Source organism: Desmonostoc muscorum LEGE 12446 (assembly GCF_015207005.2).
In the GTDB taxonomy this organism is placed as follows: domain Bacteria; phylum Cyanobacteriota; class Cyanobacteriia; order Cyanobacteriales; family Nostocaceae; genus Nostoc; species Nostoc muscorum.
Genome location: NZ_JADEXS020000001.1, coordinates 5743358 through 5765918 on the forward strand (window position 1 = coordinate 5743358; position 22561 = coordinate 5765918).

The window sequence follows — 22561 nt, forward strand, 5'->3', positions numbered from 1 at the left end:
TATGAGTTATGAATTATGAGTTATGAATTATGAGTTAAAACTCCTCACTCCTCACTCCTCGCTCCTCACTCTTAACTCCTAACTTCTCTAAGTGTTGACTACCTATACTGATCTTTTTTGCTGTAAATTAGGCGATCTTCAACGTGAATGGTGTCTATAATTGCCACCACTGCTGCATCTAATGGACGCTGTTCATTGCCACTAATTTGACGAGCAGCACTGCCACGAGTTACCAGTACCCACTCATCTACTCCTGCTCCCACGATATCTGCTGCTACTTCGTACTGTGGCAGGATATTTCCGTCTTCATCTACCAATTGTAACAACAGTAGTTTTACACCTCTAAGACTTGGGTCTTTTTGGGTGCTAACTACTGTGCCGCGAACTTTGGCAACTTGCATTAGGAATTACGGTCTTCTACCAAAAGGACGAATTGCGTTGACATTTTCCCGGAATTGCTCTACGTCTTCCGTATAACGAATTGGTAGAACATATTCTAAGTTTTCGTGAGGACGGGCAATGATGTGAGTAGACAGTACTTGTCCGCCGTTGACTCGCTTCACAGATTCAACTCCTGCGGCCACGGAAGCTTGAACTTCCGATACGTCTCCCCGCACAATTACTGTTACGCGACCACTACCGATTTTTTCATAACCCACCAGAGTTACGCGGGCTGCTTTCACCATCGCGTCAGCAGCTTCCACTACCGCTGGAAAGCCTAGCGTTTCAACCATTCCTACTGCGATCGACATTAGTTTTAATCCCTTTTTAAAGTTTTAGCCTTGGACACAAATGATGCTCAAAAAACTAAAAAGCGTTAATTACTTTATTTAAACGGCTTTTAGGTACGGAACTGTTCCACAGCTTCTGTGTAACGTATCGGCAAAACGTACTCCAGGTTTTCGTGAGGACGAGCAATAATGTGTGTGGATAACACTTCACCACCATTAACTCTTCTGGCCGCTTCTACCCCAGCGGCTACGGAAGCTTGGACTTCCGATACATCTCCCCTAACTATCACGGTGACGCGAGCGCTACCAATTTTTTCATATCCTACTAAAGTGACACGGGCGGCTTTTACCATCGCATCAGCAGCTTCCACCACTGCTGGAAAGCCCTTCGTTTCAATCATTCCAACTGCAATTGGCATCGCAGAACTCCTACAAAATTAATCCGATCAGTACTGTTACTTGAAATTTTTGACGGGGAGGGCTTGATCTTAGAGCTAAGAAAACACTTCCAATTTAAGCATAGGAAAGCTTGGCGTCCCTGGCAATATAAATCACTATAATAGTTTATGATAAAAAAGTTTTAAAAAACTTAACATAAATTTATCTATGCCGATGAGCAATTAAAGTTCACGGATTCCTAGAGCAGCCACTTATGCTTTATAATTTCTTTATGACATTTAGAAAACGAGATTCATAGCCAAGGCTAATTCGATGTGGGAAGGAGCGAACAGTTGCTGTATGCTTTGCTGTATCTATCTTTCCTGCCTTTTTGCTACATCTACAAGGACTAGGTAAAAAAGATATAATTTTTTCAAATATATCGTATAAAGTACTTTGGTCAAAGTAGAAATACAAATGTAAAAAGGTCGATGATGTTAAGGCAAGTAAATGCTTTTGATTATATGAAGTTATATTTTACTGAAGTTTAATAGGGGAAAGTTAAGTATAAATACTCCGAAGTTTTAGTTGCAACAACAGTAAAGAAACATACAGGTTTTGGTAAATTAATTTTATTAAATAAATAATTGTCTGGAAGGTTTTTTAAAATCATGCCTGAGTCGTTAAGGGAAATTTAAATGAGTCAATTTTTATTTTCAACAAGTTGGTTTGTGCCTTTGTATAGCCTATTAGGCGCAATTTTGACCTTACCGTGGGGATTGGGAATAATTCAGCGGACAGGGCCAAGACCTGCGGCATACATCAACTTGTTGACGACCCTTTTGGCTTTTGTCCATAGCTTGTTTGTATTTAAAGATATTTGGGATAAAGAACCAGAAAAGTTGTTGGTTCCCTGGTTCAAAGCTGCGGATTTAGACTTATCCTTTGCCTTAGAACTCTCACCAGTAAGTATCGGGGCAACAGTTTTAATTACAGGTTTAAGCTTATTGGCACAAGTTTACGCCTTGGGTTACATGGAAAAAGACTGGTCGTTAGCACGTTTTTTTGCGCTGCTGGGATTTTTTGAAGCGGCGCTGAGTGCCCTAGCAATCAGTGATTCTTTGTTGTTCAGCTATGGGCTTTTGGAAGTCTTGACACTTTCGACTTATTTGCTGGTGGGGTTCTGGTATGCTCAACCGTTAGTGGTGACAGCGGCGCGAGATGCATTTTTAACTAAACGGGTGGGAGACTTGTTACTACTGATGGCTGTAGTCACCCTTTCCACCTCAGCCGGCAGTTTGAACTTTTCCGATTTATATGAGTGGGCGCAAACAGCTAATTTAAGCCCAGTGACATCCACATTATTGGGGTTAGCGTTAATTGCTGGGCCTGCGGGTAAATGCGCCCAATTTCCACTGCACCTGTGGTTAGATGAAGCGATGGAAGGACCGAACCCCGCCTCTGTAATGCGAAATTCTTTGGTAGTAGCTGGTGGTGCCTATTTGCTATTTAAACTGCAACCATTGTTAGCCTTGTCACCGGTTGCCTTGAATGCTTTGGTAGTCATGGGCACGGTGACGGCAATTGGTGCAACATTAGTATCCATAGCCCAAATAGACATTAAGCGAGCCTTGTCTCATTCTACTAGTGCATACATGGGGTTAGCGTTTTTGGCAGTGGGCTTGCAGCAAGGGGGTGTAGCCTTGATGTTGCTGTTAACCCACGCGATCGCTAAAGCATTATTATTTATGAGTTCTGGTTCAGTAATCTTAACAACCCAAAGCCAAGACTTGACAGAAATGGGTGGTTTATGGTCAAGAATGCCGGCTACCACCACTGCCTACATCGTTGGTTCAGCAGGAATGGTTACACTCTTACCACTGGGAAGCTTCTGGGCAATGTTAGCCTGGGCTGACGGCTTCGTGAGTATTAGCCCTTGGGTGATTGGAGTTTTATTATTAGTCAATGGCTTGACAGCATTGAACTTGACCAGAGTATTTAGATTAGTCTTTTGGGGTAAACCGCAACAAAAGACCCGCCGCACCCCAGAAGTTGGTTGGTCGATGGCCTTGCCAATGGTGACTTTAACAGTATTGACTTTGCTTTTACCCCTGATGCTACAGCAATGGTATCTGCTACCTGATTGGGAAAGTATCAATTGGTATGTAGCGTCAGCATTGTTTGCTTCTACTGCAATAGGAGTAGTTGCAGGGTCTACAATTTATCTACACAAAGCCTGGTCAAGATCGAGAATTTTGGCATGGAGATTTGTCCAAGATTTGTTGGGTTATGACTTTTACATCGACCGAGTTTATCGAGTCACCGTAGTGAGTGCAGTAGCGCTGCTATCTAAGATTTCTGCTTGGAGCGATCGCTATTTGGTTGACGGTATAGTGAACTTAGTTGGGTTTGCCACAATTCTCGGCGGACAAAGTTTAAAGTACAGCATTTCTGGACAATCCCAAGGTTATATGTTGACCATCCTCGCAGTCGTCAGCGTCCTGGGCTTTTTCATCAGCTGGTCATTGGGTTTATTAGATAAATTGCCCTTTTAAGAGTGCTGAGTGCTGAGTGCTGAGTTAGGAGTTAAGAGTTAAGAGTTGGAAGTTAAGAGTCAGGAGTCAACAGTTATTCTCCCTAATCTCCCTCATCCCCCTCATCCCCCTCATCTCCCCATCCCCCCATCCCCCTTACCTGAAGTCTATGCTTAGTGCTTTAATTCTAGTGCCCTTAATTGGCGCAGCTTTAATTGGTTTCTGGCCCTCTGGCATTAGTAGTAAACTTGCCCGTGGGGTAGCTTTGGGCTTTGCGATTATTGCTTTCTTATTGACAGTTGTAATCACAATTCAGTTTCGTCCTGGGGAAGTGAGTCAACAGTTTGCCGAATCTGTTCCTTGGGTAGATGCCTTAGGCTTGAACTATAACCTGGGAATAGATGGTTTATCTTTGCCATTACTGGTTTTAAATGGACTGTTAACTTCCATTGCCATCTACAGTAGCGATGAATCCCTTGGGCGTCCGAGATTGTATTACTCTTTGATACTACTGTTAAGCGTTGGCGTGACTGGAGCTTTCTTAGCGCAGGATTTACTGCTATTTTTCCTGTTTTACGAACTGGAACTGATTCCCCTGTATCTGTTGATAGCTATTTGGGGTGGTGCAAAACGAGGTTACGCTGCAACAAAATTTCTGATTTACACTGCCGTTTCCGGAATCCTAATTTTAGCAAGTTTCCTGGGCATTGTTTGGCTAAGTGGTTCCTCTAACTTTGCCCTAGCAACCTTGAACACCACGACTCTACCTTTAGCAACCCAACTTTTACTGCTAGTGGGAATTTTGATAGGCTTCGGGATTAAAATTCCCTTAGTTCCCTTCCATACTTGGTTGCCAGATGCTCACGTAGAAGCCTCCACACCGATTTCTGTACTGTTAGCTGGGGTGCTGTTGAAGTTGGGAACTTACGGCTTACTGCGATTTGGCATGAACTTGTTACCAGAAGCTTGGAATTATGTGGCACCTTGGTTAGCAATTTGGGCAGCAGTAAGTGTATTGTATGGTTCATCCTGTGCGATCGCCCAAACAGATATGAAAAAAATGGTGGCGTACAGTTCCATTGGACATATGGGCTACGTCCTGATAGCGGCGGCGGCGGCTACACCTTTAAGTGTCTTGGGTGCTGTCATGCAAATGATTAGCCACGGCTTGATTTCTGCAATGCTGTTTTTGCTGGTGGGAGTTGTGTATAAAAAAGCCGGAAGCCGGGATTTAGAAATCATCAGAGGACTGCTGAACCCAGAACGCGGTATGCCGGTAATCGGTAGCTTGATGATTGTGGGAGTCATGGCCAGCGCAGGTATACCAGGAATGCTAGGGTTTATTTCCGAATTCGTCGTTTATCGGGGTAGTTTTGCAGTTTTTCCAGTCCAAACCCTGCTGTGCATGATTGGTACGGGTTTAACAGCGGTTTACTTCCTATTACTTGTTAACCGCGCCTTTTTTGGACGCTTGTCTGCACCAGTTACTAATTTACCGCGTGTGTATTGGAGCGATCGCATCCCAGCTGCAATTTTAGCCTTGCTAATTGTGATTTTTGGCATCCAACCTGGTTGGTTAGCACGTTGGACTGAACCAACAATTACAGCAATGGTGAATACTCAAAATGTAGTAGCAACGGTGTCTTTGGATAAGAGAATAGGGAGTGGGGAGTAGGGAGTGGAGAGATGGGGAGATGAGGGAGATGAGGGAGCAGGGAGCAGGGAGCAGAGGGGAAAGAGATAATTTTTCATTCTCCCCCTTGCCCCCTGCCCCCTGCCCCTCTGCCTCTTTCCCATGCCCCATGCCCAACGCCTCAATCCCTATAATTTTTGGAGAACTAGGAATGGTAACTATTAGAAATAAATTCACTCGTGAACCCTTACCTGAGTATATTGAACGCCTGCAACAAGGAGGCGCATTACTCCCTGATACTCCAGAAAATGTGCTGGAAGTAGTTGGTATTTTGAAAAGCTACGGTGTAGTTTTAGATGCCTATTCAATAAATTTGAATTACATTGCCGAGCATCAGTTTTTATTATTTTTCCCATTTTTTAAATACTTTAATGGAGACGTTTCTTTTCAGAAACTACTTCGTCACTGGTGGCACGATCGAATTAATTTTGAATATGCCGAATATTGTATGAAAGCCATGATGTGGCACGGTGGTGGCGGTCTCGATGCATATTTAGATACAAAAGAATTTCAAGAAAGAGCGCAAGCTGTAATCATAGCAAAATTTAAAAATAATCCCTTAATTTTAGGTGTTAACCAACTGTTTCCAGACTTTTTAACTGAACACTTGCGGGTTTCTGCTTACTACACTGGTTTAGGTCAATTTTGGCGAGTCATGGCTGATATTTTTCTCAGCTTATCAGACCTCTATGACGAAGGCAAAATCAAATCGATTTCTCAAGTTGTAGACCATATTAAAGCAGGGTTAGTGGCAAGTGCATCAAAGCCGATTACCTACAGCGTCAAAATTCGAGAAAAACTCTATGACATCATTCCCGAAGACGTTGGTTTGACTTTCTTAGCAGACACAGCAATTCCTTATGTAGAAGCAGTATTCTTTAGAGGAACACCTTTCCACGGCACAGTTTCATACAACGCCCAAGGATATCAAATTCCCCCAGATCAAAGTCGATTCCAGTATGGCGCATTGTACGCCGATCCTTTGCCCATCGGCGGTGCAGGTATTCCTCCCACCTTGTTAATGCAAGATATGCGTCATTATCTTCCAGAGTACTTGCATGAAATTTATCGTCGCAGCCTCCGGGGTGAAGATGATTTACGAGTGCAAATTTGTATGACTTTCCAAAAATCGATGTTTTGCGTGACCACAGCCACGATTTTGGGACTGGCACCTTATCCTATAGATACTAAAGATCCATCCGAGGAAAAAGCTAATCGAGTTTATTTCGGAAAGTGGATGAGTCGCCTAGAAACTTCCCGGTTGCTGGATGTGAATCAATAGTTGACCGTGCCAATTTTAGATTTTAGATTTTAGATTTTAGATTAAAAATTGCTTCGGTTAATGCCCCGCGCATTAGGGGCAAAACAAATCCTTTCACCCCAACAAACCTTACGCACAGGTAACGCAAAATCCCTGTTGGCAATCCAAAATCCAAAATCCAAAATCCAAAATCGATTGACTTTTGGTCAAAATTACGAGTCTGGATCGATGCCTAGAGAGCGCAATTTAGCACTTAGGCGATCGGCTCTTTGACGTTCTTGCTCGGCTCTTTGATGTTCTTGTTCGGCTCTTTCTTCGCCAGTCAACAACAGATTACCTTGTAAATCCCACCAGCGTAGCCAAGGTAATTCCATATTCTGATATTGTCCCTGCCATAGACCTAACTCAACCTCTAAAGGAAGTATAGGATAATGTCCACGTTCATTTGCTGTTAATAACTGATATTCTCCACCAATTAATTCATAAACTTCCACACTGGCTTTATTCACTTCATAAATGCCGTAGAAGGGAGGACGAATCACCTGTTCATAAATCCAAAATTTTCCCTTCCAAGGAGTTTTATCTCGCTCTTGACTACCATCCCCAGAGACAAATTCTAGTACAATTAATGGGGCAATAAACTCTCGCCATAATACATAAGACCTCCGCGTTTGTCCATCGAGCGTAGGTGGTACATTCCCTACATAAAACCAGTCGGGAGCTTCGGCGCCTTTTTCTGGCGGGTCAGTCATCCGCCAGTAGATACCGCTATCTTGACCAATACAGTATTGCCCATCAGGGTGACGTTTTTGCAATATCGGTTTAATCGAGTCGGTTAGGAGAATGCTTTGGGGATGTTCCTGAAAGTTTTTCACGAATGTACCGTCAGACTCAGGAAGTTGTGTATGGTCTGGAAACGGGGTGAGGTCGGTGGATAAATCGGTTGCAGAGGTCATAAGGTTACCTTTGCAGGAGTAAGGGTTGTTTTTTAGTTTAGCAAGCGATCGCGGTCTTTCTACAAAGCTCGGCTCAAAGTAATCTCTTGCTCGGATTAAATATTGATCTATTGTATTTTCAGGCCGATGTACCCAATGATGATTTTCCCAGGCCCTAATTCTGTAGAAAAATGAAGGCGCCAAGCTCCTGCACCAGTCATTCTTAGGTGCAAACTAAATATACGATACACATCATCAGGGCACTTAAAGGTTAACTTATCCTTTAACTTCTGAAGCCTAGAGTCACTCTCTGGAGTAGCTTTACTAGCAAGAATGTCTAAATCAAAATCTCCATCTGTCCAAGTTTTACAGCAGTTTTCTAGTTCAAACAACTTTCTCAGAATTTGTCGTAACATCGTGCTACCATTCCCAAGGCTTTGTATTTGCTTGCTAACACTTTCGCAAAAAAGTAGAGAAGGGAATAATTCTCCTCTGCGGTTCCATAAATCTAAGCCGTCACTAACTCCTGTTTTCAGCCGCTCCTGTATCCAAGCAATATGTTCTTGTACATGCTCTTTGCTACTGGCGTGAACAACTGCTACTGTATCCGAATTTAAGTTTTCACTGTCTTCTAACCAAGTAATACCAATTTTATATGAAGCTGCATATAATAGAGAAAACAAACTTGATAAATTAAAATAACCATGAGCCGCCCTTTTAAGATTGAAATCGCAGAGAGCGAAGAAGAACTTAAAAAACGTCTACAAACAGCTAACTTAGGAAACCAGAAAGAAAAACTTATTATGCTGTGGTGGATAAAAAGCGGACAGGTTAAGGAGCAGCAAGAAATTGGAAAACGCTTGGCGAAAGATACCTCAACTGTAACAAGGTGGTTGCAAAAGTATAGAGCAGGCGGGCTATATGAATTACTGGAAATGAAAAAAGCTCCAGGAGCAAAACGCAAAATTCATGACGCAGCGATCGCAGCACTGGAGGAAGAGTTAAAAACAGGAAAAGGCTTTAGTAGCTATGGTGCAATAGTTGAGTGGTTGAAACAAGAACATGGACAAGATATAGAGTATGCAACGGTTTATGCGTGGGTTCGATATCGATTAGGAGCAAAACTAAAAGTGCCTCGCCCTCAAAGCCATAAGCAAGACGAGAAATTGGTATCTGAATTTAAAAAAAACTTGGAATCATTCTTAATTGTCTAGAAGAACATCTAGCACCTGGCAAGTGTGTTCGCTACTTGTGCCAGGATGAAACGAGGGTGGGACTGAAAACTCTCACAGGAAAAGTGATTACTGCCTCTGGAGTCAAGCCTACTGTTGAGGTGAAATGGCCACGGGAAAATTTTTGGATTTATGGTGCGATTGAACCAAAGACTTGCGATCACAACATTACGAGTATCCGAAATTGAATGGCGAGTGTTTTCAACAGTTTTTGGACTGGCTATCTCAACAATTAGGTGGGGATTACGCTATTTTACAGGTTGACCAAGCACCTGCTCATACAAGTTCAGCGATTCGTTGGCAAGAGTTTATTATTCCTCTGTTTCAGCCACCTTCAGCCCCTGAACTCAATCCCATTGAAAGGCTTTGGCAGCTCCTCAAGAAACCACTCAAAAATCAGCTTTTCTCTTCTTTACAAACTTTACGCGATCGCATCCAAGAAATATTTGATCAACTTACACTTGAGCAGGTAATTTCCGTCTCTTCTTACAACTTTATCCTGGAAGCTTTATTCTATGCAGCTTCATATTAAATTGGTATAACTTCCAGAACAATACTATTAGATTTCCATTTCGATTCTGATCTGATGCTTAAAGCAAGAGATTCAAGCAGATAAGCAATACCAAGACCGGCACTAGTTTCTCCCTCGCAACAAAAATCAGATAGTATATTTCTATTTTCAATCTCAGAATTCTGAATATCTGCTAGATAAGGAATCTTTGCTGCTGTGAGAATAAATCGTATGTCATCCCTATCTATACTTGGATCTACAAGCCAATCAAATAAAGAATAATTATTCGCTAGTACACTAGCATAAAACTCACTATGCGTGCGAATTATTGGCTTTACACCTCTTTCCGCAGCTTCTCTTGCTGTAGCAATCAGGTCTAACATCCTTTGTTTAGCTGTTTGAATATTATCAGCAGGAATTCGCATGGACAGCTCATTAAACACCATCTCCAAGTCCATGTGTTAAACATCCCTTGGTTTTAGTAAGGTGATTAAATTCTTTTCCCACTCATCAAAGAATCCATCAGGCCATCGATCAATTCTGCCATTCCTATCAATGCGTGGTGAAACTACTTCAGTAAAAATCTGTCCTTGTTTTTCTTGACGCTGGAAATAGTGCAACTGGACATCTTCTGGCTCAAGTATTCCGCCATGAACTGCAAGCCGAATTCCGTTTAAAACATGATCGCTATGAGTTTCTATCACCACTTGAACACCACAACTAGCAGCCAGTGCTAACAATTCACCCATTTTTGTCTGCCCTCTAGGATGAAGATGAGCCTCTGGGTTTTCAACTAGAATTAGTGTATCAGGTTCTGAAGCGAGTACAGCTACTATGATTGGTAAAGTGTAGGTAATTCCGAAGCCAACATTAGTTGCACGGTAAGGGTTGCTATCTCCATACCCGGATTGCAAATTTATCAAATCCATGTCTGGATTTGATTTTATCCTTATACGTGTACCTGGGCTAATTTCTCCCATCCATGCTTCTACTTGATCTATTAAAGCTAGTGATTTTTCCTCTGGATCGTCGTATTGTGGCTGTGAACTTTTTACATTAGGATGACTTAATTTTTGATTAGCAATAATTCTATTCTCATTGACTGCAAGGAAATGTAATGTATATTCACATCTAGCGCCCAGTGTGCCAAGTAATTGAACTTTGTCATATGACATTTGATTAAATGCTCTTGGCCCTATACGCTCTGCCTCAATGTAATGAAAATTTTGATTAAAAAGACTGGATAAGTGATATATTTGCTCATCTACATCCTCCGAAGTCAGGTATAAAAAATTAGCTCCTACATCTTCTTCTTCATTTTTAAATTTCCATATACTTTTAGTACCATTTTTCCAAAGTATTTCAAATACTAGTTGTTCTTGTTTAGATGCACCTTCAAAAATCGCATCTTTAGCTGTACCAATATTAATTAAATCTCCATTGAGTACTAAGCCTTTTTCCGACAGTAAACCTTTTTGATAAGATTGCCTTAATAATAACAATGCTTGTAAAACAGAAGACTTACCAGTACTGTTAAGTCCAGATAAAAATGTAAGTGGTCTAAATGTAAGGGGTTGATTTTGAAAAGGCTTAAAATTTGTGAGTGTTAGGGAACCAATCATAGAAGTACTTCCTGAATTATTTTTTCTACAGTACTAAATCTATACTGCACTTTCTCAGCAGCCTGAGATATAGATTCTAAAAAATCTTTGTCATTGTCAATATATGTCTTGAATATATCAATCAATTTTTGTTTTCTATCTATTAGAATTTGTATTTGATCCTCAGTCAATTGGCTGAGAAGTACTGACCAAGATTCAAATAGAGCTTTATTTATAGGAAACTGTCTTTTCTGAGAATCAGATATTTTCCGAAATGCATCTTTGCCAAAGATGTTCCAGTTAGCTATAATTGTTCTTTTAAAATTATTTTCAATGTTATGTAGCTCGTTTTCAGAGAGTTTATTTGTCTTAGATAGTGCTTTAGTTAAAAAAGTATCTCTATTGTCGGCATAATCTTTATAAGAAGTCAAAGTAAAGGCTAAGAAACCTAGTATAAATTCCCGATCATCCATACGCATTATCCGCTTATCTCCAAGTTTCACTACCTGTTGAAATTTTGGATATGCAGCAAGTTTAGTTAAAAACTTTGTTCCCTTACCAGGATTAAGAGCATGGCGTAATTCTTGAGGTGATAAAGCTAGACCTCCTGTATTAATACGTTTGAAAATATTATATTTAATTTCTGGAGGTGTGCCTTTTTCGATTAAATATACTGTTAGCTGAGTTTCTTCAAGACGACGTTGGTATCTGCGTTCAATTTGATCGAAGGTTTGACCTTCCAGATTTGTAAGATATTCTAATCCAGATAGTTTGAGTTTTTTGTCGAGAATAAAGCGCTTTAGTGCAAATAGACGCTGTAATCCATCGACTACTAACCATTTATCTTCATTAGTAGCATCTATATAAAATGCTGGTATTGGGATGCGGATAATAATAGATTCTATAAGCCTGCTTTGGGCATCTTCTTTCCATATATCCGCATGACGTTGGAAATCAGGTGCTAAATCAAGAGCTTCTTCATTGATTCTTTTAAGCAATAACTCTATTGTTGGTTCCCTAGTTACAATGTTAATTTTATCAGGATCATATTGGAAAGTAACTTTTTCTTCTTGATCTTCTTCTTCTAAAATTTCTTCATCAGCTAATTCTGCATTGTAGTTACTCAAATGTGTCACAGCGCTTACTCCTTAGTATTAACATTTGTTTGTTCACTCAGTTATTAGTGATGCTTGGTGTTACTACATCAGCAAATGGGGCTTTTTAACTGGCGTATTTCAATCCTACTATCTTGCCAAATAATAGAGACGCGAAATTTCACGTCTCTACGTATCTAGTCTATTACTTGTTTAACTTCCCCAGCCAAATCCAAAATTGGCGCGATCGCCTCTGGTAACATCCAAGCGTCTGACAACAAGGTGCTACAGCTCTACCCAGCTTTAACCCCATTCCAAAATATTAGGCTTCTGGTTCAATACCGAGCGATCGCACCTTATTTCTCTAAAACTCAAGCGATCGCTATCTAAATATTCTCCACCCACAGAAGATTATTTGCGTACCCACTAGTTTTCAGTGCGTTATAAAATTTTTCGTCTGCTGTCACCATCTGGCATTGTTGCGTAATGGCAAGAGCTAAGTATAAACTCTCATACACTGCGCGATCTATTTGAATGGCAATATCTAAAGCAAGTGGCATTAACGGTTGAGATAAGTACACTTCTACAGGAACTGCATTTAAATCTGTTAATGTTTGGCTGGCATTTTCAGCAGTGTCTTCACCCCGACGTACTCGTTTCCACAAGACGTTTCCTACCTCTGGGAAGAAAAAATCTGGAACTAAGAAAGTATGGTTACTTGCTACTAAACGCCTAGCTGCATGAGAGTAGACTTCAGGAATGAACCACTTGATGACAATGCTAGCATCTAAAACATACTGACTCATCGTTCTCTGTCCTCGCGGATGAGTTCAGTACTATCACTGAAAATTTTTCCTGTATATCTCACTTGAGCGCGTGCTACAGCTTCTCTGACTTTTTCTATGTCACCGCCAGTGTGATAGTGTGTCGCTGTTTCTGCGGCTTGTTGTAGGATCTGCCTTAATTCTTCTTGCAAAGACCTACCATGTTGTTTGGCAAGAGTTTCTAGCTTTTCTAGAATCACAGGATCTAAGTTTTCAACTAAGATTTGAGCCATATTTTAGAGTGATTTTTTAGTTGCTTATATTTGCAATTTTCAGGTAGTTTATCAGTCCATATGTGAAGACAAGCCGCTACGCGTCTGGGCACTTTCGCCCATTAAGATAAGTTAAAAAATGGATGGCGCAATTGTTAAGAGTTCCTTCTTTAATTTTTGCGACAACGATTCCAAAAACATTATGTCATTGGTGATGTCTGAAACCTCATTATCATTCAAATTTTGTTACGGTACAAATCAACGGGGCTTTTTCTCATACCAATCAGCCAAAGATTTAGGTTTCTGGTTCAACGCCGAGCGATCGCAATTGAGCAATCGGCTCTTTGTCTTTCCTGTTCAACTTACGGAATATTTTGTAATTAGATTTTTGATTTTGGGCGATCGCACAATCAGATCAACAGCAGCGTCTAGCTAAGTTAAAACTAGCATTTTAAACAAAAATCTAAACTTTAGCTAAAGTTACAATTTCTAGCTGATCCTGATATTTACCCCGTCTTGCTTCGTAACTAATAGCACAGGGTTCACCTTCTAAAAATAGCAATTGCACCACACCTTCGTTAGCGTAGATGCGACAGTCTGCGCTAGAAGAGTTGGAAAATTCCAAGGTAAGATGACCCCGCCATGCAGCTTCAGCAGGTGTTAAGTTTGCTATTATACCACAGCGCGCGTAAGTTGATTTACCTATGCAAATCACTGTAATATTCTCAGGAACCTCTAGTTTTTCTAGAGCAACCCCAAGTCCATAGGAGTGAGCAGGTAAAATAAAGTAACTGCCATTAGCATCTGTGTGCAGTGCTGTTGGTTCGAGATTTTGGGGATTAAAGTTTTTGGGATCAACTACAGTTCCGGGAATGTGGCGGAAAATGCGGAACTCAGCCGGAGAAAGGCGTATATCGTAGCCATAAGAAGATAAACCGTAGCTGATTACAGGTTGAACCGCTACAGACTCATTTGTTTGCACTTTTCGGATTAAACTTGGCTCAAAGGGTGAAATCATGCCTTTTTGAGCCATTTCAGTAATCCAGATATCGTTTTTAATCACAAGTTCACAGCTAATTCAAACCGAACTACTAGGATACCCTGAACTGAGTATTTTAGGGTCGATGACTACGGCGGATTTCTGTAATTTGATCTGCTACATCCAACAGAGATTTCGGCATCTCTGGCCCTGTGAGAATGATATCGATATGGGGAGGGCGTTTTGCCAGAAACGCTAAAACTTCTGTTTCCGGAATTAAACCAAAGTTAATCGCTAAACTTAGCTCATCTAAGACTACGAGATAATACTTGCTTTCCTCTACTACGTGTTGTGTATACTGCCATAGCTTTTGTAAGGCTTGGTTTTCTGTATCGTCGAGATGTGGTGTATCAATGCAACGAGGTATATCACAGCGAATCCAATCTAAATTTTGTCCCAATTGTATAGGTCGTTCCTGTCCTTGACGAATACCTCCTTTGAGGAACTGCACTATTAATACTGGCGTTCCTTGTCCGGCGATTCTCAGTGCTTGAGCCATAACACTCGTAAAAAAATTACGATGAGAACTAGTAAAAACTTGCACTAGTCCTTCTACTGGATATGGTAAGGTCAGACTTGAATTTATACTCGGTGTTTCTAGCTGGGCAACCATAGGTAAAGTTCAAAAAGTTACAATAAATTACAGGCTTTTACTAGGATTAGTTCTTACAAATCTGCCTGTATAATCAATCTGTTTTTCACAGGTCTAGTGGGTTTGGCAAATTGCATTCTTAGTCAAACACTACCCTTGTTCTAAAGTCAAGGGTTATTTTGAGTTAAATTTTGGTTTTTTCTCTGAAAGTAGTCGTAAAAATGATAACAAATAAGTTACAGTTACAATCACTTAAAAAAGCTGGAAGTAGCGGCTGAAAGTCTTTAAATGTTAGATTTTCTGGTTATTTGGGCAAAACAGACTTATAAAGTATTGAATTTGACACGATGAGGAGTGAATTGTTGTGAGATTAGTGATTCTGGGAGGTTCAGGATCGGGTAAAAGCACTCAAGCACAAAGGCTTTGCAGATACTTTGATATTCCACTGATTTCTACAGGTGAGATTTTACGGGAAGCTATATCTGGTGACAAGCCGTTGCCGAAGTTCCAATGGTCGCAAGCCGACCCTCGGACTTATTTTTCTGTTTACGCTAGCCTAAGTGAATTAGGCTACCACGCACGGCCATATCTAGAAAAAGGGGAATTAGTCCCAGACGAAATGATCATTGAATTGATCCGAATTCGCCTTAGACAACCAGATATTAACTGCACTTGGGTGTTAGAGGGTTATCCCCGTACTGCTTTTCAAGCTGAAGAATTAGATTTTTTATTAGATGATTTAGGGCAAAAGCTAGATTGGGCAATTTATCTCCAAGTTCCAGAAGCAGTGATGGTTAGCCGATCGCTGGGGCGATCGCTACCAGATGACCAGCCTGAAATTGTACAGCGTCGTGTAGAATTATTCTACGATCGCACCATCCCCATCCTAGAATATTACGACCGTCGTCGCCGCCTATTAACCATCAACGGTGACCAGTCACCAGAGATGGTGCTGCAAAATATTTTGACTCTGCTTTCAGTTCCCTAGACATCGCTGAATGTAGCTAAATCTTATTCATCCAAAAATCATATGTATGGTATATGTAAGACACAGTAATCCTAGCAAGGAACTGTAGATTTAGTTGCAGAGGTACAGCGGCAGTGGGTATTGTAGTTGAGAACGTCTCTAAACAATTCGGAAGTTTCAAGGCAGTCGATCAGGTCAGTTTAGAAATTAAGAGTGGTTCCCTAGTTGCGTTGCTTGGGCCATCGGGATCGGGTAAATCTACCCTGTTGCGATTAATTGCAGGTTTAGAAATGCCAGATAGTGGCAAAATCCTGCTTACCGGGAAGGATGCGACATATCAAACTGTGCAACAGCGGAATATTGGATTTGTGTTTCAGCACTATGCTTTATTCAAGCATTTGACTGTTAAGCAGAATATTGCTTTTGGCTTAGAAATTCGCAAGGCACAGCCAAAGAAGATTAAAGGGCGGGTAGAACAATTGCTAGAATTGGTGCAATTGAGTGGATTAGGCGATCGCTATCCATCACAACTTTCTGGTGGTCAAAGACAACGGGTCGCATTGGCAAGGGCACTGGCAGTGGAACCGGAAGTTTTATTGCTAGATGAACCCTTTGGCGCACTTGATGCTAAAGTCCGTAAAGATTTACGGGCATGGTTACGCAACCTCCACGATGAGGTACATGTTACCACAGTTTTCGTTACCCACGACCAAGAGGAAGCAATGGAAGTCTCCGATGAAGTTGTGGTAATGAATAAAGGGCAGGTGGAACAGGTAGGAACACCAGCAGAAATTTATGATAATCCTGCAACCGCGTTTGTGATGAGCTTCATTGGTCCGGTGAACGTATTGCCTAGCAGCTCGAAGATTTTTCAAAGCAGTGGATTTGATACACCCCATCCACAAGTATTTTTGCGCCCGCAAGACGTGATTTTGGAAACTAGTGCCAATGGTGCCACTACACCTGCCATAATTAGCCGATTAATACATTTGGGTTGGGAAATTCAGGTAGAATTAACTTGCGATGATGGGCAAGTAGTAACGGCGCATTTAACACGCGATCGCTTTAATCAATTAGAGTTAGAACCAAAACAGCGGGTCTATGTCAAGCCAAAGGATGCCAAGTCCTTCCCACTGTCTTATTCAATTTAAAATTTTCCCAGTTTGTTAACGATCAAAACCCCAGGCTAATAGCTGAATTCCACAGTTATTATTCTGGGGTTTTAATCTAATGCCAAGAATGCAAAGAATATTTGCATTTAATCTGATTAACAAATTGGCTCTTCATGCAGTTCGCTACAATTACTATAGTTTTTGTTTTCAAATTTTTGAATAACTCTAACATTTAAGATGCTCATGCGTTTTCCCATAATTGCTGTCACCTTCGTGGCTACTACTGTTAGTATCAGTACACTTTTGGGCGTTGTAACTCCTGCTTCAGCTCAGGAGATAATAACTTGTTCCAGCCAGAATAATCAGAGGAACACTTGTCCTATACGTACTAGAGGCAGAGTGAGGTTTGTTAGGCAATTGTCTGATGCCAGTTGTAGAGGAAATTGGGGCTATAGGAGAAATCGTATTTGGGTGAGAAATGGTTGCCGAGCTGAATTCTCAGTTGGCAATCGTAGAAACGGCAGATATGACAGATACTAAAAAAGAAGGCATCAGACACAAGAGGGATAATTCGTAATTCAGTTACCGATTTAGGGGTGGTAACATTTCCCAAACTACAATGCTTAAATTAGGAAACTCTAAAGGTGAAATAGTCGCATTTTCTGCTAATGTGACCTCACTTTGATAGCCATCTTGAGTTGGTTCTCGAAAGACACGCAATTGACGACTAACCACATCTAACACCCAATAATCTGTAATTCCTGCTTGAGAATATGCTTTGGCTTTGGTTTCGCAATCTAGTTTCAAACTGCTATCTGCCACTTCAATAATCAGATAAATTTCTGTTGGGGTGGGATGATGGTCTGCGTAGTCCAGGGGGTCTATTTTCACGACAGCAATATCCGGTTCTGGTTCAGACCGCTCATTTAACCTTACTGGGTCATGAATAGATACCCAAGCCCTATTTTCTAATCTGTTTTTCAGTAAGTAATTGCTTCTCGTCACTGCTGAGCGATGAGCTGTACCTTTAGCAATCATCCAAATTATTTTTCCTTCCAGGAGTTCCACGCGTTCATCTGCACCAAAAATCCCAGCCTCAGCCATCCGGTGGTATTCTTCAACTGTCCACAGGCGAAGTTTTAAGCTCGGTTCTGTGTTTTGCATGGCTTGTTTTGCAACTGTGAGGAGCAATTAGTATCCTAGCATTTTTAACTTTACAAAATCATAATAGTATGCAGTATAAATAGGAGTCAAAATACAGAATTCAGAATATTTCATGGATAAAGGAATGAAGTTTTAATAACAATACTTCGCCATTTTTTTGTAGGTTGGGTTTCGCTTAGCTTAACCCAACCTACAGGTCTATTAAAATCTTCTGAATTCTGAATTCTGGATTCTGGATTCTGAATTTTGAATTCTCACTCTTCTAAAATCTGAATTTCATCAAGTTGATTAATCACCACATCTGCACCTTTAACATTATCCAAATTACCCACCCAAGTGATTCCAATACAACCTGCGGCTTTAGCATCACGCCCCATTTGCATATCACCAACTGAATCACCCACCATCAACGTAGCGCTTGGTTCGACGCCCAAGGCTTGGCAAGCTTGCAAAAATAGCACTGGGTCTGGTTTACTCGGCCCCTCATCGACTCCCATTTCCAACTGGATATAATCACTTAATTGGTGATGGGCTACAAACTGTTGTACTTCATCAGTGGTTGCAGCTGAGAGTATACCAAGTTTTATACCAGCTTCGTGTAGATATTTCAATATCTCCAAACTGCCCACAAACAGTGGTGAAGGAGTTTGTCCAATGTATTTTTCCGCTTCATCCAAAGCTTGACGAGCTATTTTTAAGCACTCAAACCATCCTTTTCCAGTTTCGGCAATGTAGGCCGCAGCAGCAACTTCTGTTTCGCGGCGACTCGCCACCGATACTATGCCTGCTGGGTCGAGGATATTGCCATTGACGCCAAATGCCATTAATAGGGGTTCCCCAACACCGGGAATTTGAGCGTCTATTAACCTCGCTGCTTTTTGTGCCAGCGATCGCAAAAACGTTTCTGAGTCTTCTAGAGTACCATTTTTGTCAAACAAAATTGCTTGAATATTATAAAAAGTGACGTTTCTACATTTAATAGTTACCAAAATATTTCACTCCATTTATTTAGTTATTTGTCATTTGTCAGTTGTCTTTTGTCCTTTGGTAATCAGAAATGACTAATGACTAATGACAAAATTTTGACATAAAAAAAGAGGGAAAAACCCTCTCTAAATAATGCTTTGATATTCTCAATTAAAGACAGTAAAACTATAAATCTATTACTCTTCAATAGCTGCGGTAATTTCTTCTTCGGTTTCTGTCGCTGGTGGAATTTCCTCTTCAAGTTCTGCTGCTGGTGGAATTTCCTCTTCAAGTTCTGCTGCTGGTGGAATTTCCTCTTCAAGTTCTGCTGCTGGTGGAACTTCTTCCTCTGCTACAACTTCCACAACTCCAGCAGGCGCAGCAGTAATCCCTTGCTGTTTAGCTAGCAGCTGCTCCCGATACTTAGCAGCCATTTCTTCTGCTTTATCATAGACCAAATCCCGGTTTTTAATCATATCACCAGGTTCTGGTTCTAATTGCTTGGTAGATAGAGAAATCCGACCTCTTTCTGCGTCCAAATCAATGATCATAACTTTCACTTCATCATTGACATTGAACACGCTATGAGGTGTATCAATATGTTCGTGAGAAATCTCGGAAATGTGTAGTAGACCACTGACGCCGCCAATGTCAATGAAAGCACCGTAAGGTTTGATACCACGAACTGTACCAATCACTACCTCGCCAACTTCTAGGCGGTTCATCTTGCGCTCAACTAACGCGCGACGGTGGGATAGAACTAAGCGGTTACGTTCTTCGTCCACCTCTAGGAATTTCAGTGGTAGTTCTTCACCTACCAATTCTTCTTTAGGTTTGCGAGTGCTGATGTGGGAACCGGGAATAAAACCACGCAATCCCTCAATTCTTACCAATGCACCACCACGATTGGTTGCAAATACGCCAGAACGAACGGTAGCGTCTTCTGCTTGCAGTTGTCGCACGCGTTCCCAAGCCCGCATATACTCAATACGGCGAATGGAAAGAGTTAACTGACCATCTTCATTTTCATCGGTGAGGATAAAAAATTCGCGTGTTTCGTTTGACTGTAAGACTTCTTCCGGGGCATCGACCCGGTTAATAGACATTTCTTGTATGGGTATATATGCTGCTGTTTTAGCACCAATGTCAATCAGAGCGCCGCGCGGCTCTATACTGAAAACGGTTCCTGGTACAATATCTCCAGGGCTAAAATGATAATCGTATTTGTCAAGTAGAGCAGCGAAATCTTCGTGAGTGAATCCAATTTCTGTAGCGGTTAAATTCTGATTGACCATGCTGATTTAGTTCCTGGTTCTAGTCTCCGTAAAGGTTGTGCGACAAGCGCGATGTACATGCAACTGTCTTTAGCCAGTCCACACTTAACATCCTTTTTCATCCTAGCGCAGAAAAGCTAGTATTAACACATATCAACTCCCAAGATTGGAAATTATATCACAATATTAAAATGATTGGGGATTGGGCAGATGAGGGTTACCGAAGGAGTGAGAAAGAAGAATTAATAACCAATGGCCAATCACAAATGACCAATGACGAAGGACAAACAGAATAATATCCGTTACTACTATATTCAGTAGTAACGGATACTAACATTGAATGCGCTTAAAGTTGTGGTAATAGCGATCTACTTCTCTTTTTTATCAAAGCGGGGGGGTTCGCGAAATGCGATCGCAAAGAAGAGAACACCTATACACAAGGTAAAAATCAAGATGTACGCAACGCTTTCCATTTTATGAGTTCCTGCCTATCCAGCTAGTAATGAGGGATTAGGGATTGGGTATTGGGGACTGGGTATTAGGGATTGGGTATTGGCTAGTGAGAAAGTATTCGTAAATACTTATTTCCTAGTCCCCAGTCCCCAGTCCCCAGTCCCCAGTCCCTTAGAGTGCTTCCTTCCGGCGGGTTGACTTGTCACCCACTTTCTGGAATAGACCCCATTCAACTTGTTCTTCTAGATCCGCTTCAACACCGGCGAATACGTCTCTGTAGATTGTACGAGCGCCATGCCACAGGTGACCGAAGAAGAATAGCAGAGCAAACACAGCATGTCCAAAGGTAAACCAACCTCTAGGACTGGTGCGGAATACGCCGTCAGAGTTCAAGGTTTCCCGGTCAAATTCAAAGATTTCACCGCCTTGAGCTTTACGAGCATATTTCTTCACATCGGCTGGGTCTGTGAAGGTCTTACCGTTGAGGTCACCACCGTAGAAACTAACGGTGACACCAGATTGCTCGAAGCTATACTTAGATTCTGCCCGACGGAAGGGAATGTCAGCGCGGACAACTCCATCGGCGTCGGTCAAGACTACTGGGAAGGTTTCAAAGAAGTTGGGTAGACGACGCACGGTTAATTCGCGTCCTTCAGAATCTTTGAATACAGCGTGACCTTGCCAAGATTGGGCAATGCCATCACCCTTAACCATCGGTCCTGTACGGAATAGACCGCCTTTGGCGGGGCTATTGCCGACGTAATCGTAGAAAGCCAGTTTTTCTGGAATCTGCGACCAAGCTTGTTCAAGGGTTGCACCTTGGCCAACGCTGGTTTGGACGCGACGCTCAATTTCTTGACGGAAGTAGCCTTGATCCCATTGGTAGCGGGTAGGGCCAAACAGTTCAATGGGGGTGGTAGCGTTACCGTACCACATAGTACCAGCTACCACGAAAGCAGCAAAGAATACTGCCGCGATACTGCTAGAAAGTACTGTTTCAATGTTCCCCATCCGCAGTGCTTTGTAAAGCCTTTCGGGGGGTCGGACTGTGAGGTGGAATAAGCCTGCAATAATACCAACAACACCAGCAGCAATGTGGTGAGCCACAACACCGCCAGGGTTATATGGGTTAAAACCATTTGGTCCCCATTCTGGTGCTACTGCCTGGATGCTACCAGTGACACCGTAGGCATCAGAAACCCACATCCCCGGACCAAATAGTCCGGTGAGGTGAAAAGCACCAAATCCAAAACAAAGAAGACCGGATAAGAACAGGTGAATGCCAAACATTTTTGGCAAGTCTAGAGCGGGTTCACCTGTGCGGGGGTCTCTAAAGAGTTCCAAATCCCAGTAAACCCAGTGCCAAACAGCAGCTAGGAATAATAAACCGGAAAGAATGATGTGAGCCGCAGCAACCCCTTCAAATGACCAGAAGCCAGGATCGCCTGTTGAAGCACTACTAACACTCCAACCACCCCAAGATTGGGTAACGCCCAAACGTGCTAGGAAGGGCAGCACGAACATTCCTTGACGCCACATCGGGTTGAGAACCGGATCGCTTGGGTCATAGACAGCCAGTTCGTATAGTGCCATCGAACCAGCCCAGCCTGCTACTAGGGCTGTATGCATCAGGTGTACAGAAATCAGCCGCCCTGGATCATTCAGAACGACTGTGTGTACTCGGTACCAGGGTAGTCCCATCGACTACGCTCCTCCTCGATGAGTTAGTTTACAAAGCAATTTTCTTACTGAGTTTCTGAGAAACGAAAATCGCCACCCAGAAAACTCTCTTTTGTTTTTTGTTATTGCCAGAGCCAGAGCTTGACCACAACTTAGTCTTATTAAGTCAGACAGCGTAGGTGGTTTGGCAATGCTTACTCGCTCCCTTGAGATTTACCCCGTAGGGTAGCCATCGCCAAGCAAAAATGAGAATGTTTTAAAAAGTGTAACTATTGATGGAACTCTTTGCAAGCGTGTAAATTAATGCG

At 41.8% G+C, this 22561-nt stretch carries 27 protein-coding genes; 10 read left to right on the forward strand and 17 right to left on the reverse strand.

Annotated elements, in window-relative coordinates; all coding sequences use genetic code 11:
• Nucleotides 1-98: 98 nt before the first annotated feature.
• The 3 genes from ccmL to IQ276_RS24440 form a co-directional block, all read right to left on the reverse strand.
• Entirely contained in the window at nt 99-401 is a 303-nt protein-coding gene (ccmL, locus tag IQ276_RS24430; RefSeq protein ID WP_190876118.1) for a beta-carboxysome shell vertex protein CcmL, read from the reverse strand.
• 6 nt (nt 402-407) lie between these two features.
• Nucleotides 408-752 carry a carbon dioxide-concentrating mechanism protein CcmK gene (locus tag IQ276_RS24435; protein WP_010995041.1) on the reverse strand — a complete coding sequence of 115 codons (345 nt, stop codon included), beginning with the start codon at nt 750-752 and terminating at the stop codon, nt 408-410.
• Nucleotides 753-841: 89 nt separating this feature from the next.
• A complete protein-coding gene (locus IQ276_RS24440; protein WP_015209255.1) occupies nt 842-1150 on the reverse strand; it encodes a carbon dioxide-concentrating mechanism protein CcmK in 309 nt (102 codons plus the stop codon).
• 657 nt (nt 1151-1807) lie between these two features.
• Between IQ276_RS24440 and IQ276_RS24445 the strand changes: the two genes are divergently transcribed.
• From IQ276_RS24445 to IQ276_RS24455, 3 genes are all read left to right on the forward strand, one after another.
• Complete coding sequence (locus IQ276_RS24445; protein WP_193919631.1) at nt 1808-3664, forward strand: NAD(P)H-quinone oxidoreductase subunit F; 1857 nt, start codon at nt 1808-1810, stop codon at nt 3662-3664.
• Between the two features lie 148 nt (nt 3665-3812).
• Nucleotides 3813-5318: an NADH-quinone oxidoreductase subunit M gene (locus tag IQ276_RS24450; protein ID WP_190876120.1), complete on the forward strand. Its 1506-nt coding sequence runs from the start codon at nt 3813-3815 to the stop codon at nt 5316-5318.
• A gap of 169 nt (nt 5319-5487) precedes the next feature.
• On the forward strand, nt 5488-6618 hold the full coding sequence (locus tag IQ276_RS24455) for a CO2 hydration protein (protein WP_193924816.1): 1131 nt from the start codon (nt 5488-5490) through the stop codon (nt 6616-6618).
• A 191-nt stretch (nt 6619-6809) separates the two neighbouring features.
• Here IQ276_RS24455 and IQ276_RS24460 read toward each other — a convergent pair whose 3' ends face one another.
• Complete coding sequence (locus IQ276_RS24460) at nt 6810-7553, reverse strand: Uma2 family endonuclease (protein ID WP_193924818.1); 744 nt, start codon at nt 7551-7553, stop codon at nt 6810-6812.
• Nucleotides 7554-7660: 107 nt separating this feature from the next.
• A complete protein-coding gene (locus tag IQ276_RS24465) occupies nt 7661-8215 on the reverse strand; it encodes a hypothetical protein (RefSeq protein WP_193924820.1) in 555 nt (184 codons plus the stop codon).
• Nucleotides 8216-8236: 21 nt separating this feature from the next.
• On the opposite strand from IQ276_RS24465, the gene IQ276_RS24470 reads away from it, so the two are divergent.
• Genes IQ276_RS24470 through IQ276_RS24480 form a run of 3 tightly spaced genes read left to right on the forward strand, consistent with a single transcriptional unit; the run spans nt 8237 to nt 9296 of the window.
• Nucleotides 8237-8746 (forward strand): helix-turn-helix domain-containing protein, encoded by a 510-nt coding sequence (locus IQ276_RS24470; protein WP_193926101.1) that lies wholly within the window; start codon nt 8237-8239, stop codon nt 8744-8746.
• A 56-nt stretch (nt 8747-8802) separates the two neighbouring features.
• Complete coding sequence (locus IQ276_RS24475) at nt 8803-8952, forward strand: hypothetical protein (protein WP_235115476.1); 150 nt, start codon at nt 8803-8805, stop codon at nt 8950-8952.
• Nucleotides 8949-9296, forward strand: a complete 348-nt coding sequence (locus IQ276_RS24480; protein WP_235115477.1) for a transposase — start codon at nt 8949-8951, stop codon at nt 9294-9296. The genes IQ276_RS24475 and IQ276_RS24480 overlap by 4 nt, the downstream gene beginning before the upstream one ends.
• On the opposite strand, the gene IQ276_RS24485 is transcribed toward IQ276_RS24480, so the two are convergent.
• The 5 genes from IQ276_RS24485 to IQ276_RS24505 all read right to left on the reverse strand — a co-directional run bounded on the left by IQ276_RS24485 (nt 9293) and on the right by IQ276_RS24505 (nt 13027).
• Nucleotides 9293-9721, reverse strand: coding sequence for a hypothetical protein (locus IQ276_RS24485; protein WP_235115928.1), 429 nt, complete (start codon nt 9719-9721; stop codon nt 9293-9295). The two genes, IQ276_RS24480 and IQ276_RS24485, sit on opposite strands and share 4 nt — an antisense overlap.
• Before the next feature lie 15 nt (nt 9722-9736).
• A complete protein-coding gene (locus IQ276_RS24490) occupies nt 9737-10897 on the reverse strand; it encodes a DUF3696 domain-containing protein (protein WP_193918146.1) in 1161 nt (386 codons plus the stop codon).
• Nucleotides 10894-12012 (reverse strand): DUF262 domain-containing protein, encoded by a 1119-nt coding sequence (locus tag IQ276_RS24495; protein ID WP_193918144.1) that lies wholly within the window; start codon nt 12010-12012, stop codon nt 10894-10896. The genes IQ276_RS24490 and IQ276_RS24495 overlap by 4 nt, the downstream gene beginning before the upstream one ends.
• A gap of 344 nt (nt 12013-12356) precedes the next feature.
• A complete protein-coding gene (locus tag IQ276_RS24500; protein WP_193918142.1) occupies nt 12357-12776 on the reverse strand; it encodes a type II toxin-antitoxin system VapC family toxin in 420 nt (139 codons plus the stop codon).
• Complete coding sequence (locus IQ276_RS24505) at nt 12773-13027, reverse strand: FitA-like ribbon-helix-helix domain-containing protein (protein WP_190876127.1); 255 nt, start codon at nt 13025-13027, stop codon at nt 12773-12775. The genes IQ276_RS24500 and IQ276_RS24505 overlap by 4 nt, the downstream gene beginning before the upstream one ends.
• 118 nt (nt 13028-13145) lie before the next feature.
• Between IQ276_RS24505 and IQ276_RS24510 the strand changes: the two genes are divergently transcribed.
• A complete protein-coding gene (locus IQ276_RS24510) occupies nt 13146-13442 on the forward strand; it encodes a hypothetical protein (protein ID WP_193918140.1) in 297 nt (98 codons plus the stop codon).
• Nucleotides 13443-13469: 27 nt separating this feature from the next.
• Here IQ276_RS24510 and dcd read toward each other — a convergent pair whose 3' ends face one another.
• Together dcd and IQ276_RS24520 are read right to left on the reverse strand one after the other, a co-directional pair.
• The gene (dcd, locus tag IQ276_RS24515; protein ID WP_199342260.1) at nt 13470-14039 is read right to left on the reverse strand and encodes a dCTP deaminase; all 570 of its coding nucleotides are present in this window, start codon (nt 14037-14039) and stop codon (nt 13470-13472) included.
• Between the two features lie 82 nt (nt 14040-14121).
• The gene (locus IQ276_RS24520; RefSeq protein ID WP_190876129.1) at nt 14122-14658 is read right to left on the reverse strand and encodes a P-loop NTPase family protein; all 537 of its coding nucleotides are present in this window, start codon (nt 14656-14658) and stop codon (nt 14122-14124) included.
• 343 nt (nt 14659-15001) lie between these two features.
• Between IQ276_RS24520 and IQ276_RS24525 the strand changes: the two genes are divergently transcribed.
• From IQ276_RS24525 to IQ276_RS41010, 3 genes are all read left to right on the forward strand, one after another.
• On the forward strand, nt 15002-15625 hold the full coding sequence (locus IQ276_RS24525) for an adenylate kinase family protein (protein ID WP_193918138.1): 624 nt from the start codon (nt 15002-15004) through the stop codon (nt 15623-15625).
• 113 nt (nt 15626-15738) lie between these two features.
• On the forward strand, nt 15739-16755 hold the full coding sequence (locus tag IQ276_RS24530) for a sulfate/molybdate ABC transporter ATP-binding protein (RefSeq protein WP_193918136.1): 1017 nt from the start codon (nt 15739-15741) through the stop codon (nt 16753-16755).
• 204 nt (nt 16756-16959) lie between these two features.
• On the forward strand, nt 16960-17256 hold the full coding sequence (locus IQ276_RS41010; protein WP_193918134.1) for a DUF3011 domain-containing protein: 297 nt from the start codon (nt 16960-16962) through the stop codon (nt 17254-17256).
• Between the two features lie 42 nt (nt 17257-17298).
• Here IQ276_RS41010 and IQ276_RS24535 read toward each other — a convergent pair whose 3' ends face one another.
• The 5 genes from IQ276_RS24535 to psbB form a co-directional block, all read right to left on the reverse strand.
• The gene (locus IQ276_RS24535) at nt 17299-17880 is read right to left on the reverse strand and encodes a Uma2 family endonuclease (protein ID WP_193918132.1); all 582 of its coding nucleotides are present in this window, start codon (nt 17878-17880) and stop codon (nt 17299-17301) included.
• Between the two features lie 254 nt (nt 17881-18134).
• Entirely contained in the window at nt 18135-18869 is a 735-nt protein-coding gene (locus IQ276_RS24540) for an HAD family hydrolase (protein ID WP_193918130.1), read from the reverse strand.
• Nucleotides 18870-19043: 174 nt separating this feature from the next.
• Entirely contained in the window at nt 19044-20141 is a 1098-nt protein-coding gene (locus IQ276_RS24545; protein WP_193918128.1) for a 30S ribosomal protein S1, read from the reverse strand.
• A 347-nt stretch (nt 20142-20488) separates the two neighbouring features.
• A complete protein-coding gene (locus IQ276_RS24550) occupies nt 20489-20593 on the reverse strand; it encodes a photosystem II reaction center protein T (protein ID WP_073640261.1) in 105 nt (34 codons plus the stop codon).
• 151 nt (nt 20594-20744) lie between these two features.
• Nucleotides 20745-22274 carry a photosystem II chlorophyll-binding protein CP47 gene (gene psbB / locus IQ276_RS24555; RefSeq protein WP_193925731.1) on the reverse strand — a complete coding sequence of 510 codons (1530 nt, stop codon included), beginning with the start codon at nt 22272-22274 and terminating at the stop codon, nt 20745-20747.
• Nucleotides 22275-22561 lie beyond the last annotated feature (287 nt).

Bases quoted from the DNA above. Each gene is read 5' to 3' on its own strand.
- IQ276_RS41010 (WP_193918134.1), top strand. From the start codon at position 16,960: ATGCGTTTTCCCATAATTGCTGTCACCTTCGTGGCTACTACTGTTAGT.
- psbB (WP_193925731.1), bottom strand. From the start codon at position 22,274: ATGGGACTACCCTGGTACCGAGTACACACAGTCGTTCTGAATGATCCA.
- IQ276_RS24470 (WP_193926101.1), top strand. From the start codon at position 8,237: ATGAGCCGCCCTTTTAAGATTGAAATCGCAGAGAGCGAAGAAGAACTT.
- dcd (WP_199342260.1), bottom strand. From the start codon at position 14,039: ATGGCTCAAAAAGGCATGATTTCACCCTTTGAGCCAAGTTTAATCCGA.
- IQ276_RS24500 (WP_193918142.1), bottom strand. From the start codon at position 12,776: ATGAGTCAGTATGTTTTAGATGCTAGCATTGTCATCAAGTGGTTCATT.
- IQ276_RS24445 (WP_193919631.1), top strand. From the start codon at position 1,808: ATGAGTCAATTTTTATTTTCAACAAGTTGGTTTGTGCCTTTGTATAGC.
- IQ276_RS24490 (WP_193918146.1), bottom strand. From the start codon at position 10,897: ATGATTGGTTCCCTAACACTCACAAATTTTAAGCCTTTTCAAAATCAA.
- IQ276_RS24455 (WP_193924816.1), top strand. From the start codon at position 5,488: ATGGTAACTATTAGAAATAAATTCACTCGTGAACCCTTACCTGAGTAT.
- IQ276_RS24505 (WP_190876127.1), bottom strand. From the start codon at position 13,027: ATGGCTCAAATCTTAGTTGAAAACTTAGATCCTGTGATTCTAGAAAAG.
- IQ276_RS24545 (WP_193918128.1), bottom strand. From the start codon at position 20,141: ATGGTCAATCAGAATTTAACCGCTACAGAAATTGGATTCACTCACGAA.
- IQ276_RS24485 (WP_235115928.1), bottom strand. From the start codon at position 9,721: ATGGTGTTTAATGAGCTGTCCATGCGAATTCCTGCTGATAATATTCAA.
- IQ276_RS24520 (WP_190876129.1), bottom strand. From the start codon at position 14,658: ATGGTTGCCCAGCTAGAAACACCGAGTATAAATTCAAGTCTGACCTTA.
- ccmL (WP_190876118.1), bottom strand. From the start codon at position 401: ATGCAAGTTGCCAAAGTTCGCGGCACAGTAGTTAGCACCCAAAAAGAC.
- IQ276_RS24535 (WP_193918132.1), bottom strand. From the start codon at position 17,880: ATGCAAAACACAGAACCGAGCTTAAAACTTCGCCTGTGGACAGTTGAA.
- IQ276_RS24450 (WP_190876120.1), top strand. From the start codon at position 3,813: ATGCTTAGTGCTTTAATTCTAGTGCCCTTAATTGGCGCAGCTTTAATT.
- IQ276_RS24550 (WP_073640261.1), bottom strand. From the start codon at position 20,593: ATGGAAAGCGTTGCGTACATCTTGATTTTTACCTTGTGTATAGGTGTT.
- IQ276_RS24440 (WP_015209255.1), bottom strand. From the start codon at position 1,150: ATGCCAATTGCAGTTGGAATGATTGAAACGAAGGGCTTTCCAGCAGTG.
- IQ276_RS24460 (WP_193924818.1), bottom strand. From the start codon at position 7,553: ATGACCTCTGCAACCGATTTATCCACCGACCTCACCCCGTTTCCAGAC.
- IQ276_RS24510 (WP_193918140.1), top strand. From the start codon at position 13,146: ATGGATGGCGCAATTGTTAAGAGTTCCTTCTTTAATTTTTGCGACAAC.
- IQ276_RS24435 (WP_010995041.1), bottom strand. From the start codon at position 752: ATGTCGATCGCAGTAGGAATGGTTGAAACGCTAGGCTTTCCAGCGGTA.